The organism is Mesorhizobium sp. LCM 4577, from assembly GCF_001854795.2.
Classification (GTDB): domain Bacteria; phylum Pseudomonadota; class Alphaproteobacteria; order Rhizobiales; family Rhizobiaceae; genus Mesorhizobium; species Mesorhizobium plurifarium.
Map to the genome: position 1 here is coordinate 44,020 of NZ_MDDU01000020.1, position 13,202 is coordinate 57,221.

General features: G+C 65.9%; 14 protein-coding genes. 8 read left to right on the forward strand and 6 right to left on the reverse strand.

Going from position 1 to position 13,202, the window contains the following annotated elements:
• Positions 1-71: 71 nt before the first annotated feature.
• A complete protein-coding gene (locus LCM4577_RS20545) occupies positions 72-458 on the forward strand; it encodes a DUF2794 domain-containing protein (protein ID WP_040988010.1) in 387 nt (128 codons plus the stop codon).
• Between the two features lie 120 nt (positions 459-578).
• Here the strand turns inward: LCM4577_RS20545 and LCM4577_RS20550 are convergent, their stop codons facing one another.
• From LCM4577_RS20550 to LCM4577_RS20565, 4 genes are all read right to left on the reverse strand, one after another.
• Entirely contained in the window at positions 579-1,151 is a 573-nt protein-coding gene (locus LCM4577_RS20550) for a GNAT family N-acetyltransferase (RefSeq protein WP_040987897.1), read from the reverse strand.
• Positions 1,152-1,267: 116 nt separating this feature from the next.
• Positions 1,268-2,008, reverse strand: coding sequence for a Bax inhibitor-1/YccA family protein (locus tag LCM4577_RS20555; RefSeq protein ID WP_041003072.1), 741 nt, complete (start codon positions 2,006-2,008; stop codon positions 1,268-1,270).
• A gap of 238 nt (positions 2,009-2,246) precedes the next feature.
• Positions 2,247-4,745 carry an ABC transporter permease gene (locus LCM4577_RS20560; RefSeq protein WP_157900486.1) on the reverse strand — a complete coding sequence of 833 codons (2,499 nt, stop codon included), beginning with the start codon at positions 4,743-4,745 and terminating at the stop codon, positions 2,247-2,249.
• 181 nt (positions 4,746-4,926) lie between these two features.
• A complete protein-coding gene (locus LCM4577_RS20565; RefSeq protein ID WP_040987894.1) occupies positions 4,927-5,622 on the reverse strand; it encodes an ABC transporter ATP-binding protein in 696 nt (231 codons plus the stop codon).
• Positions 5,623-5,704: 82 nt separating this feature from the next.
• On the opposite strand from LCM4577_RS20565, the gene LCM4577_RS20570 reads away from it, so the two are divergent.
• Positions 5,705-6,349: an arylesterase gene (locus tag LCM4577_RS20570; RefSeq protein WP_040987893.1), complete on the forward strand. Its 645-nt coding sequence runs from the start codon at positions 5,705-5,707 to the stop codon at positions 6,347-6,349.
• A 118-nt stretch (positions 6,350-6,467) separates the two neighbouring features.
• On the forward strand, positions 6,468-7,061 hold the full coding sequence (thpR, locus tag LCM4577_RS20575; protein WP_040987891.1) for an RNA 2',3'-cyclic phosphodiesterase: 594 nt from the start codon (positions 6,468-6,470) through the stop codon (positions 7,059-7,061).
• Here the strand turns inward: thpR and LCM4577_RS20580 are convergent.
• Positions 6,968-7,477, reverse strand: a complete 510-nt coding sequence (locus LCM4577_RS20580; protein WP_040987889.1) for a low molecular weight protein-tyrosine-phosphatase — start codon at positions 7,475-7,477, stop codon at positions 6,968-6,970. The genes thpR and LCM4577_RS20580 overlap by 94 nt on opposite strands.
• 103 nt (positions 7,478-7,580) lie before the next feature.
• Between LCM4577_RS20580 and LCM4577_RS20585 the strand changes: the two genes are divergently transcribed.
• From LCM4577_RS20585 to LCM4577_RS20605, 5 genes are all read left to right on the forward strand, one after another.
• Positions 7,581-7,874: a 4a-hydroxytetrahydrobiopterin dehydratase gene (locus tag LCM4577_RS20585; protein WP_040988008.1), complete on the forward strand. Its 294-nt coding sequence runs from the start codon at positions 7,581-7,583 to the stop codon at positions 7,872-7,874.
• 192 nt (positions 7,875-8,066) lie between these two features.
• On the forward strand, positions 8,067-8,429 hold the full coding sequence (locus LCM4577_RS20590; protein WP_040988006.1) for a YkvA family protein: 363 nt from the start codon (positions 8,067-8,069) through the stop codon (positions 8,427-8,429).
• 257 nt (positions 8,430-8,686) lie between these two features.
• On the forward strand, positions 8,687-9,190 hold the full coding sequence (locus tag LCM4577_RS20595; RefSeq protein WP_071073154.1) for an invasion associated locus B family protein: 504 nt from the start codon (positions 8,687-8,689) through the stop codon (positions 9,188-9,190).
• Positions 9,191-9,636: 446 nt separating this feature from the next.
• A complete protein-coding gene (locus LCM4577_RS20600) occupies positions 9,637-10,170 on the forward strand; it encodes a sigma-70 family RNA polymerase sigma factor (RefSeq protein WP_071073156.1) in 534 nt (177 codons plus the stop codon).
• 1,272 nt (positions 10,171-11,442) lie between these two features.
• Entirely contained in the window at positions 11,443-11,664 is a 222-nt protein-coding gene (locus LCM4577_RS20605) for a hypothetical protein (protein WP_071073162.1), read from the forward strand.
• Here the strand turns inward: LCM4577_RS20605 and LCM4577_RS20610 are convergent.
• Positions 11,654-13,003, reverse strand: coding sequence for a chloride channel protein (locus LCM4577_RS20610; RefSeq protein ID WP_071073177.1), 1,350 nt, complete (start codon positions 13,001-13,003; stop codon positions 11,654-11,656). The genes LCM4577_RS20605 and LCM4577_RS20610 overlap by 11 nt on opposite strands.
• Positions 13,004-13,202: the final 199 nt, after the last annotated feature.

A 13,202-nucleotide genomic window follows, 5' to 3' on the forward strand; every position in this document is an offset into this window, starting at 1 on the left:
TCCTGCCCTTGCAATTCCAGCACGAAAGCGCGAACCTTGGCTGGCGCATGATTCAATCGAAGGATCGAGGCATGACCGATCACAGCAGCGGGACGGAGGATGGGGAAGCATCCGGAATATTGATCCCGTTGCACGAGGCGCGCAACGCCCGCCTCGATCAGCCGGTGCGATTCGACCGGCGCGARCTCGACCAGATCCTGAGGCTTTACGGACGCATGGTGGCGGCCAATGAATGGCGCGACTACGCGATCGACCATCTCACTGATCGCGCTGTCTTTTCCGTCTTCCGACGGGCCAGCGAAGTGCCGCTCTTCCAGATCGTCAAGGACCCCAAGCTGGCGCGTCGGCAAGGCGCCTTCGCCGTGATCGCGGCAGGCGGCCGCATCCTCAAGCGCGGCCAGGAACTCGGCCGCGTGCTCGGCGTGTTCGATGCGAAGCTGAAGGTCGTCGAGGCCTGAAGAGGAACTGGAGAATTGAAGAACTGAAGAATTGAGGAAAAGAGGCGCTACGCGCCCGATAAATTTTTTTCTTCAGTTCTTCAATTCCTCATTTCTTCAATTCCCATTTTCCCATTCTGCTCATTTCCCTCCGAGCCTGAACCTCCGCTCCGGCAGCGAATCCGGATCCGGCGGCAGCGCCGCGCCGCCGTTCAGCGACAGCTGCATGAACACCGTGTCCAGCCAGCGCCCGTGCTTGTAGCCGGAGCCTTCCAGGCGCCCGGAATGGCAAAAGCCGAGCTTCTCGTGCAGCCGCACCGAGGCGCTGTCGGCATGGCCGTCGCCGATCACCGCGATGATCTGGCGGAAACCCGCCGCGCGCGCCGTCTCGATCAAGGCCTGCATCAGCGCCGAGCCCACGCCCTGCCCCTTGGCCTCGGGCGCGACATAAACCGAATCCTCGACGACGAATCGGTAGGCGGGGCGCGGCCGGAACGGCCCGGCATAGGCATAGCCGAGCACGACGCCGTTCTTCTCGGCCACGAGATAGGGAAAACCGCCCGCCGCCAGAGCGTCGAATCGATTGCCCATTTCGGCGCGGCTGGGCGGCTCCAGCTCGTAGCTCGACGTGCCGTGCGTAACCGCATCGGCATAGATTTCGGTGATCCGGTCGAGGTCGGCCGCGGTGGCGGGTCTGATCGCGATAGTGCTCATAATTTATGCAGTTCTCTTTCCTGCCTCGATAACAGCAAAGGGCTGCGCAAAAAGAAAGGGCGGCCGTTGGGCCGCCCTTCGCAAAGTCTGTGGTCCAGTGAGACCGGCAACTGCCTTTAACGGCGGTCGCCCATGAACTGCAGCAGGAACATGAACAGGTTGATGAAGTCGAGATAGAGCTGCAGCGCGCCCATGATGGCTTTGCGGCCGGCGACATCGGCGACGTCGCCCTCGAAATACATCTCCTTGATCCGCTGCGTGTCGTAGGCGGTGAGGCCCGCGAAGACCAGCACGCCGATCGCCGAGATGGCGAAGGCGAGCGCCGACGACTGCAGGAAGATGTTGATCAGCATCGCGATCAGCAGGCCGATCACGCCCATAATCAGAAACGAGCCGAACGCCGACAGGTCGCGCCTGGTCGTGTAGCCATAGAGCGACAGGCCGCCGAAGGCCGCGGCCGTGGCGAAGAAGGTCTGGGTGATGCTGGTGCCGGTGTAGACGAGGAAGATCGTCGACAGCGACAGGCCGACAAGGCCGGCATAGACCCAGAACGTGGTCTGCGCCGCCGCCACGCTCATCGACTGGATGCGGAACGACAGGAACATCACGGCGGCCAGCGGCGCCAGGATGACGACCCAGCGGAACGCGCTTGCATAGATCAGCTGGCCGAAGCCGGTCAGTTGGCCGTCGCCGGTGACGGCGAGGTGGAAGGCGCCCCAGGCGGCAAGGCCGGTGATGAGCAGGCCGAGCCCCATGAGGTTGTAGACTTTGATCATATAGGCGCGCAGGCCTTGATCGATATCGACGCGCGCGCCGGGGGCGGCGGACGTCTGGTAGTTGCGAATGGGATCAGCCATTGGAAATCCTCTGTTGCTTCTGCCCCGTCCGGTGACAGGTCTTTTGGGGACCAGGCGCCGCTGGCGGAGCTCCAGCATGCCTGGGCAAAATATGAGCGTTCTCGACGTCAAGAACAAGACGGTAACGCGCGGTAACGCTTTGTGAGAAGGCAAAAGCCCGGTTTTCGGGCCTTCCGGCCGCCATTCTTACCAAGATTTAACCGGGCAAGCCGCCGGAGCCCTCAGTCAAGGCTGCGCATCAGAGGTTGCGCAGCACCGGCGCCGCCTTGTGGCCGAGCACCCGCCAGGTGCCGGCAAGGCCGATGCCGACGGTGACCGTCAGCGAGACAAGAATGGTCACCACGGCCACCTCCGGCATGAAATGTGACGGCAGCGTCATGATATGCGCGACCACGAACCAGGCGGCGATGCCGCCGGCGGCAAGCGCGAACAGCGCGGTCGCAAGGCCGATCAGCACATATTCCAGCGAGAAGGCCGCGATCAGCGTTCGTCGCGTCGCGCCCAGCGTCTTCAGCACCACCGCGTCGTGGATGCGCGCCCGGTTGCCGGCGGCCAGGGCGCCGGAAAGCACCAGCACCGAAGCGATCAGCGCCACGCCGGCGGCGGCGCGGATCGCCATGCCCAGTTGCGCGACCAGCCGGTTGACGATGTCGAGCGCATCCTTGACGCGCACCGTCGTCACCGCCGGAAAGGCGCGGGTGACGGCATTGAGCAAGCGCGCATCGTCGGCCGTGGTGGCRCTTTTGTCGGTCAGCGTCGCCAGCCAGCCGTGCGGCGCCCCGGCAAAGCTGTTGGGCGAGAACACCATGACGAAGTTGATGCCCATCGTCTCCCACTGCACCTGGCGGAAATTGGCGATCTTCGCCGTGACGTTGCGTCCCAGCACGTTGACGGTCACGCTGTCGCCCAGCTTCAGCCCGATCGCCTTGCCCTCCTCGGCCGAGAACGACACCAGCGGCGCGCCGGAATAATCCTGCGGCCACCACGCGCCTTCGGTCAGCGTCGCATTCTCCGGTTGCCTGGCATCATAGGTCAGGCCGCGGTCGCCACGCAGCACCCAGGCGCCGTCGGCCGGGATCTTGACCTTGTCGACGTCGACGCCGTTGAGCGCCATGATGCGGCCGCGCAACATCGGCACCTTGACCAGCGTTCCCCGTGGCGACTCATTGCCGACGAGGCTGGCGAAGGCATCGACATCGCCGCTCTGGATGTCGACGAAGAAGAAGTTCGGCGCCCGCTCCGGCAGGCTGCCGGAGATCTGCCGCCTGAGATTCCCGTCGATCAGCGCCAGCGTCACCAGCAGCGTCAGCCCAAGCCCGAGCGACAGCACCACCGAGGGCGTCAGCGCGCCTGGACTGTGGATGTTGCCAAGCGCCAGCCGCAGCGACACGGAGCGCACGCGCGGGCTCTTTCTTGCGGCCCATTGCACCAGCACGGCCACCAGCCGCAGCACCAGGAAGGCAAAGACGGTGGCGCCGACGAAGATCGAGGCGATGCGGGTGTCGTTGGCCGAAAGGATCGCCAGCGCCGCCAGCGCGACGACGATCGCCAGCGCCGCACCGGCATAAGGCAGGCGGGGCAGGCCGCGGCTCTCGAATCCCATCTCGCGAAACAGCGCGGTCGCCGGCACGTCGCGGGCGCGGCCAAGCGGCAGGAGCGCGAAAGCCAGCGTCACCAGCAAGCCGAAGAGCGCCGCCATGGCAAGCGCGCCTGGATAGAAGCCGCCTTGCGCCGGCACCGGGATGACCGATTGCAGGAGCGCGCTCGCCACGAACGGCATCGCGGCGCCGAGGATCAGCCCGAGCACGATGCCGAGGCCCGCGATCAAAAGGATCTGCACGAGATAGACGGTGAAGACGAAGCCGCCCGAGGCGCCCAGGCTCTTGAAGGTGGCGATGACGCCGCGCTTGCCGTCGAGATAGGCGCGCACGGCATTCGCCACGCCGACACCGCCGACCACCAGCGCCGTCAGCCCGACAAGCGTCAAGAACTGCGAGAAGCGCTCGATGTTGGCGGAGAGCGCGGGTGCGGCGTTGCTGCGCGTGCGGATCGACCAGCCAGCCTGCGGGAAATCCTTCGCGGCTTGGGCCTGGATATCCTTGATCCGCGCCTCCGATGTGCCGTCCGGCAGCCGCACCTTATAGGCGTTCTCGACCAGGCTGCCCGGCTGCACCAGGCCGGATGCGGCAAGCCCTTGGCTCGAGATCATCAGCCGCGGCGCGAAGCCGAAGCCGTCCGACACCGCATCCGGCTCGCTGACCAGCCTCGCCCGCAACTCGAAAACGGCGCTGCCGAGCTTCAGCCTGTCGCCGACGTGAAGGTTGAGCCGGTCGAACAACAGGTCGGGTGCGGCGGCGCCGAACACGCCGGACCTTTCGCCGAACAACTGCTCCTTCGGCAGCGCCGGATCGGTTTCCAGCGCGCCGTAGAGCGGATAGGCGCCGTCCACCGCCTTGGCCTCGACCAGCGCCTGGTCGGACCCGTCCTCCAGCCGCGCCATCGAGCGCATGCCGGACGTCTGCGACACCGCGCCGAGACTGCGGATGAAGCCGAGCTCGGCGTCCGAAGCGCCGCGCTGGTTGACCTGGAAGCGCAAATCGCCGCCGAGCAGCGTCTGGCCCTGATCGGCGACGCCGGCCGAGATCGCCTGCGCCACGGAATTGACGCCGCCGATCGCCGCGACGCCCAGCGCAATGCAGGCAAGGAAGATCATGAAGCCCGACAGGCCGCCGCGCATCTCGCGCAGCGAGAAGCGGATGGCGAGCTTCAATGTGCGGAGCCAGGCCCCCTCATCCGGCCGCTGCGCGGCCACCTTCTCCCCGCTGGGGAGAAGAGGCTGGCGTCGGCCCCGGCGATCTCTTCTCCCCTCGGGGAGAAGGTGGCCCGAAGGGCCGGATGAGGGGGTCTCCGCCATGCCTCTATGCCGTCACTTTAAGCGCCGGCGCGTCCTCGATCCGCCCCGAGCGCATCGAAACCTGGCGCGCGCATCGCCCGGCGAGCGCCGGATCATGCGTGACCAGCACCAGCGTCATGCCGCGTTCCGCCGCCTTGGCGAAGAGAAGGTCGGCGATCTGCTTTCCCGTCGCCTGGTCGAGATTGCCGGTCGGCTCGTCGGCGATGAGGATGCGCGGCGACGGCGCCAGCGCCCGGGCGATCGCCACGCGCTGCTGCTCGCCGCCGGAAAGCTCGCCCGGATAATGCGTCACGCGGTCGCTCAGGCCGACCGCCGCTAGTTCCCGCGCGGCTACCCCGAACGGATCGGCATGGCCGGCAAGCTCGAGCGGCACCGCGACATTCTCCAGCGCCGTCATGTTGGGGATGAGATGGAAGGACTGGAACACGATGCCGATGTTTCGCCCCCGAAACGAAGCGATCTGATCCTCGCTTTTGCCGTCGAGCAATTCGCCGGCGATCCGGACCGTGCCCGAATCGACCCGTTCCAGGCCGGCAAGGACCATCAGCAGCGTCGACTTGCCGGAGCCCGAAGGGCCGACGATGCCGGTGGCTTGCCCGGCCGCCACGTCGAGGCTCACGCCCTTCAGCACATGGACGGCGGACGCGCCCTCGCCGAGCGTCAACGATACGTCCCTCAGCGCAATGACGGCTTCTGTCACAATGAAAGTGCCCTATATGTGGAAAAAGGAGACGGCCCGTGTCTCCTTCCTTGGGTTGTTCCGGTCATATGGGGCTCGCCGCATGGCATTCAAACACCGTCTTGCCGCAGCTCTCATCCTTTTCCTTGCCCTTTGCGGCGCCATTTCGCCGGCGCGCGCCGACACCTTCACCATCGTCGGCTTCGGCGACAGCCTGATGGCGGGTTACAGCCTCGGCCCGGGCCAGGGCTTCACCGACAGGCTGCAGGCAGCCTTGAAGGCGAAAGGCCTCGACGTCACCGTCGCCAAYGCCGGCGTGTCGGGCGACACCTCGAGCGGCGGGCTGGCGCGGCTCGACTGGTCGGTGCCGGACGGAACGAGGCTGGTGATCCTCGAGCTCGGCGCCAACGACATGCTGCGCGGCGTCTCGCCCGAGATTGCCGAGAAGAACCTCGACGCCATGCTGGGCAAGCTGAAGCAGCGCGACATTCCGGTGCTTCTGGCCGGCATGCGCGCCGCGCCCAATCTCGGCGCCGATTACCAGAAGGCCTTCGACGCCATCTATCCGCGGCTTGCCGAAAAATACGGCGTCCCACTCTATGCGTTCTTTCTCGACGGCGTCGCCGGCCACCCCGGCCTCCAGCTGGAAGATGGCCTGCATCCCAATCCCAAGGGGGTCGACGTCATGGTGGAGCGCATCCTTCCCGTGGTCGTGAAGGCGATCGCCGACAATGGGGGGCCGTCATGAGTCCGGAACGCAACGCTTTCCGCTGGGGAAACATTGTGGACAACAAACCGCTTGCCCCGCGCTGATATCGATGATTCGCTAGGGCTGAGAGTTTCGATTCGAGGACAGGAGGCTTCACATGCCACGTCTTTTCACCGCCCTCGAAATTCCGCGTGACGCCGCTCTCTCCTTGTCCCTGCTCCGGGGCGGGCTGCCCGGGGCACGCTGGATCGATGTCGAAAACTACCATCTGACGCTGCGCTTCATCGGCGATGTCGAGGGCCATGTCGCCGACGAGATCGCCAACGCCCTCGACAGGGTGGACCGCCCCGCCTTCCAGATGACGCTCTCCGGCGTCGGCGCCTTCGGCGGCAAGAAGCCGCATGCGGTATGGGCCGGCGTGTCGCCCTCGCCGGATCTCACGGCGCTGCAGGGCGAGATCGACCGCATCTGCCAGCGGCTCGGCCTGCCGGCCGATCCGCGCAAGTTCTCGCCGCATGTGACGCTGGCGCGCCTGCGCAATGCGAGCCCGCTCGACGTCGCGCAATATCTTTCGGCGCGCGGCAATTTCGCGGCGCTTCCCTTCCGTGTCGGCCGCTTCGTCCTGATGTCGTCGCGCGATTCGGTCGGCGGCGGCCCCTACATCGTCGAGGAAGCCTGGCCGCTGGTCGGCGAAACGCTGACCTCGAGCCGCTTCGCCAGCGCCTCCGACGCCTCGCGGATCATGCGGTAGACCGAGGCGAAGGCCTCGGCGCCGTCATAATAGGGGTCCGGCACGTCCACGGCCGTCCCGGTCGCGAAGTCCAGATAGAGATGGACGCGGTCGCGTGCGGCCTGTGGCGCCAGCGCCTTGAGGTCGCGCACATTCGCCCGGTCCATGCCGAGGATCAGGTCGAAGCGCGAGAAATCCTGAGGCAGCACCTTGCGCGCCCTCTGCCCTGAAATGTCGACGCCATGCTGCGCGGCCACCGCGATCGAGCGCCGGTCCGGCTCTTCGCCGGCATGCCAGCCGCCGGTCCCGGCCGAATCGATCGCAAGGTCCTTGCCGTGCTCGGCGAGCACCGCGCGAAACACGCCCTCCGCCAGCGGCGAGCGGCAGATGTTGCCGAGGCAGACGAACAGAATGGAATTTATGGGCTTTATGCTCATGCGATATGCGCCATTTGTGCATTTGGAACCCCAAAACCRCAAAGCACCTTGGGGCGACTTGCACTATGGTGAGGGCCAATTCGAGATAGCATGGGAAATCATCATGACGAGAGAAAAACTCAGCAAGGACGCGATCGCCGCGGCCCTGGTGGAACTCGAGGGCTGGTCGCTCGCCGCCGACGGCGCGTCGATCAAGCGCAGCTTCGTCTTCAAGAATTTCTCCGAAGCCTTCGCCTTCATGACGCGCGTGGCCCTGGCCGCCGAGAAGATGGACCATCACCCCGATTGGTCGAACGTCTACAAGACCGTCGACGTGACCCTGAACACCCATGACGCCGGCGGCGTCACGGCGCTGGATATCGAGCTGGCCAAGCGGATGAACCGGTATTTCGGGTAGGAGTGAACCGCAAAGAGACGCCGCGTTCCTTCACACCCCCTCTGTCCGGCAGGACAGAGGGGGGTGCTGTCCCGCCAGCATTGCGGATTTCTGCGTGCTGACGTCGCGAACTCTTGCAGCAGCCCCCCTCTTTCACCACATCTTTCGCGGCAGGCCGGCGCAAGCATGCGCGCGACCGCCAAGGAGCGATTGATGACGCAAGGTCCCGGTTTCGATTTCTTCGGCTTCGGCGACAAGCTCGCCGGCGAAGGCGAGGTCCGCGAGAAATTCTGGCGCACCGCCAAGAAGGCGGCGCGGCAGATTCCGTTCATGGACGAAGTCGTCGCCGCCTATTACTGCGCCATGGACAAGGACACGCCGCTGCGCGCCAAGGCCACCCTGCTCGGCGCGCTCGGCTATTTCGTCCTGCCGTTCGATTTCATTCCCGATTTCGTCGTCGGCCTCGGCTACACCGACGACCTCGCCGTGCTGACCGCCGCGATCACCGCCGTCAGCGCCCACATCACGCCTGCCCACAGGCAGGCCGCCAAGGACGCGCTGGCCGACAAGGGCTGATGGCGGCGCGCCTCACATCCGCAAATCAGCAGCTGCGAAAAGACAAACTCTTGCCGTTTTCGTGGCCTCCAACTCCGCGCCGGGACGTCGCGCCCGCCTCAATCCACAGTGGCGGCGCGGATGGTGGCGGTTTCCTGGGGTGAGTTCCTTTTCTTCGAGGACAATTCACCGTTTGGTAACCCTGATTAAATCAAAATGAAGCGACGGCAGGACGCCACGCGGCCCGCCTCCGCACCATTTGGAATACGGGAAGAACGATGCGCGGATTGATTGCTATAGTTTCCAGCCTGGTCCTGGTGGCCTCGGCAGTGCCGGTGTTGGCGCAGCAGGCGACCAAGATCGGCCAGCACAATGCCTGGGGCACCTACAGCTATCAGTCGGCCGCCGGCAAGGTCTGCTATGTGCTGACCGTGCCGACCRACAAGCAGCCGGCGACGCTCGACCATGGCGACATGTTCTTCTTCGTCAGCCAGCGGCCCGGGCAGCAGGTCTCCTACGAGCCGCAGTTCATCGCCGGCTACAATTTCCAGGAAGGCTCGAAGGCCACTGTCACCATCGACAAGAAGACCTTCTCGATGTTCACCCGCGGCAAGTCGGCCTGGGTCGAGAACGCGGCGGAAGAGCCGGTGCTGATCGCCGCCATGAAGACCGGCTCCGACATGAAGGTGCAGGCCAAGTCCGGCCGCGGCAACCCGACCTCCTACGTCTTTTCGCTGAAGGGCATCTCGGCAGCGCTGGCCTCCATCGCCAAGTGCAAATAAGCCAGGACGACATCTGAATTTGAAGCAAGGCCGGGCCACCAGATCCGGCCTTTTTGCCATTCGGGCTTCGTCCTTGCGTCGGCCGATTCCGTGCACCGGCATTTGCCAATGGCCATCCTTCAAAAAATTCCGCTGCGGGACGGAATAGTTTCCGGGCGAGACCGGTAGATAGGGCAAAAGAGGGAGAACGCTCTTTGAGGTGCATGGCCATGTCCAAGGCCACGTCGAAAACAGGGAGCGGCAAGCACTGGCGTCTTTCAGGGCTTGCAGTCGGGAGGAGCACGCTCCCATCCGGCCCAGCGGTTGCCTGTCCCTGTCCCTGACCGCTGGGCCGCCTTCATGCCGGCTTCGGCTGAGCGGTGAGCTAAGGTAGGCCCGGCGCGCGTCGACGCGGGATAAGACGGGCGGCATGACATGGACAGATGCGACGAGCGGTATGAGATGGGATGAAAGCGAAGTTCGACGTCATACCGCATCTGGAGGATTTGTGGCGTTACGGCAGGGTGCTCACCGGCAATGATTCCGACGCCGACGACCTGGTGCAGGAGGCGCTCGCCCGGGCGCTGTCGATGGCCGGCAGCTACGATCCCTCCCGGCCGCTGCTGCCTTGGCTGATCAGAATTGTCCGCAACACCTTCTTCACCGGCGCCAGCCGGGCCGATGCCGACAGGCGGCGTCTTGCATCCATCGCCGACATGTCGGATGCGGCCTCGCCGCCGCCGCAGGAGCACAGCGCCGAACTCTCCAACGTGAGCAGGGCGCTTGCCCGGATGCCGACCGACCAGGCCGAAATACTCCATCTCGTCGGTGTGCTGGGCTTCACCTATGCCGAAGCGGCCGAACTGCTGGGCGTGCCGACCGGAACCGTGATGTCCCGCCTCAGCCGGGCTCGGACGGCCCTGAAGAACCACATGGAAAATATGGACAGCGGAACTTCCCGTCATTTGAAGATCATTGGAGGGCGTGATGTGGTCCGATAATCGCGTTTCCGAACAGGATATCGGCCGTTTGCTGGATGGCGAATTGTCGCCGTCGCAGCGATCCGAGCTGCAAGCCCGGCTTGCCCGCGAGCCCGAACTGGCCGCGGCGGTGTTTGCCCACGCGCAGCGCATGGATGCGGTGCGCGATTCCCAGCCGCGGCGATTGTTTCCGCCGGGTGCGACCATCGACAAGGCGAGACAGTTGGAACAGGCGCTTCGCCGCAGGCGGATGTTCGCCATGCTCAGGCTTCAGATCGCCGCCGTCGCGCTGGTCGCTATCGGATGGTCGGCCAACTCGCTGACCGTGCCGCTTCGCCAGGGCGGCAAGACGGCGSATCAAACCTTCATCCTGGCCGCGCGCGATGCGCTGCGCGTCGCGCAGCTCAACGCGGGTCCCGAAAAGGGCGTCGAGCTCAAGCAGGACAAGATCCAGCGGCTGGTTGGCGCCGTCAACGTCAGCATGCCGACATTGCCCTCGTCATGGGCGGTCAAGGATGTCCAGGTTCAGCCCTGGAACGGACAGCAGAGCCTGGTCGTGACGGCCGATACGCCAAGCGTCGGGCGCATCACGCTTGTGGCCGCGCCGATGAACGGCGAGGACGCCGTTCCCCCGACGCCGGCCACCGACGGCCGCGTCCCGACGGTTTATTGGCAGTCGGGAGGCACGGCCTACGCGTTGATGGGATCGGCCGCGCCGGATCGGCTCGAAGTGGAAGCAAAGCAGATCGAGGTCGCCACGCGCCGCAGCGTTGCGCCCAAGACAAGGGGCTRATCGCGGCCGCCGGTTGTTGTGGAAGGGAAAGAATGCGCCCGATGCTGGAGTTCAAAACCCGCCCCTGCCGCATGCCGCCGGATGGGCTCACGCGATGAACGTCCTGTCGTTCGAAAGGAGATACTATCCGTCCACCTGCCCGGTTTGCGCCAGGGTGTCCCTGGAAGCCGAGGTCACGGCCCGCAAGGTGGAGTTCCAGTGTGCCGCCTGCGGCGCATTCGAGATCACCTCGGCGGCTCGCGCCGCCATGAAGGGCCTGGCACGGGAGCACCGTCAATTGTGGCTGTCGCAAGCACGGCTGCGGGCTGCGACCCTCCCGCTGATCGCCTGCACGAACGAGACGCCGCCACAGGTCACCGGTCCCCCAATGTGACTCGGGACGGTGCCCCGGGGAAGGTGACCCGGGAAGCGCTGCGCGCGGGCGTTTCCCCTACGGCCCGGCATCTTGGCTTGGGGTTGCCGGGCCGTTTTCGCGCGAGAAGGCGATTGCGATACGCAGATTGGAAGATTACGAGGAAGTCGCGCTGATCGGCTATCCCTGCGATGGAGACTACATCGCCGCGATGACGAGTGGCGAGCAGGAGAACTGGCTGCTCGGCGGCGAGCTGTGCGGATGGAACGGCGCCGGCCTCGCCGACCAGGCGGCTGCCTTGCGCAGATATTATCCGCAGGGGTCGCGCCTCGTCCTGGCCACGACCCACTTTCGAGCCGCTACGCCTTGACCGCTTCGCTCGTCTCAGCCCTGCGCCGCCGGATCGCCTCGGCGATGAAGACGCGCGACAGCGCGTGGTAGAGCGGCTCGTTGGAGATGAGCCTCGCCGTGCCGTAGCCCAGCATCGCCGCGCACATCAGCGCGATCACATTGTCGTGGTTGCCGGTCATTTCGAGGATGATGACGAAGGCCGTCATCGGCGCCTGCACGACGCCGGCGAAATAGCCGGCCATGCCGAGCAGCGCCGCGGTTCCCGTGGCCGTGCCGAAGGCCAGGCCGAGCGTGCTGCCCAGCCCCGCGCCCACCGCCAGCGACGGCGCGAAGAGGCCGCCCGGAATGCCCGACACCATCGACAGGAGGCCGGCGGCGAATTTCTCGACGAAGAAGAAGGCCGGCAGCGGCGTGCCTTCGATCGCGCCGCGCGCCTGCACATAGCCCGTGCCGAATGTCAGCCCGCCGGACGCGACGCCGATTATAGCCACGGCGAACCCGCAGACGGCCGCCACGACCAGCGCGCGCGGCAGCGGCAGCAGCGCGTTCCAACGCCGGATGCGGCGCATGACCTTCAAGGCCAGCAGCGAGAACAATGCGCCGACACCGCCGCCGATGATGCCGCAGGCGAGCACCAGCGGCCAGTCGGCGGCGAAGGCGACCGTGTCCTTGGCGACGCCGAAATAGGTATAGTTGCCGAGCAATCCGAGCGAGGCGAGGCCGGCCAGGATCACCGCCGTCAGCACCAGCCCGTTGGTGCGCGCCTCATAGGCGCGGCCCATTTCCTCGATCGCGAAGACGATGCCGGCGAGCGGCGTGTTGAAGGCGGCGGCGATGCCGGCTGCGGAACCCGCCAGGATCAGGCCCCGAGCCTGCGCCATGCCGCCCCAGCGCGCCGCCTGCAACATCACCGAGGCGCCGACCTGCACGGTCGGCCCCTCGCGGCCGATCGAGGCGCCGCAGGCGAGGCCGACGATGGTGAGCGCGATCTTGCCCACCACCAGCTTGAGCGACAGGATGCGGCTGCGGTCGTCCTCGTCGCGCAGATGCCGCGCCGCGATCGCCTGCGGAATGCCGCTGCCTTGCGATCCCGGGAAGAAGGAATGCGCAAGCCAGGCGCAGAGCACGAACCCAAGCGGCGTCACGACCAGGGGCAGGTAAAAGCGCCAGCCGTCATTGCCCGTCATGACATGGAACACGGCCTGCGCGCGGTCGGCGAGCAGGGCGAACAGGACGCTGATCAGGCCGATCGAGATGGCGCCGGCCCAGAAGACGAGACGCGGCTGCCAGACGCGCCGCGACACCCACATCGCCTGCGAGCGCCGCAGCAATCGGTATTTTCGGGATATGCCGGCCATGACCGTCCTCTTGATGGTCACCCGCCCTAGCACACTCGCCGGGCCGATCAACCCGCGAGGGCTGCCCGGCGCTATGCCAGCAAGGTCGGGAAACGGCGCTCGAGGAACGCGGCTGGAAGGCTCGCCAGAGATGTCGCCGGAAGGCGGATAGCCCGCCGGCATACCGGCCGGCGGGAAGGTCGGCATGCAGGATCGGCGA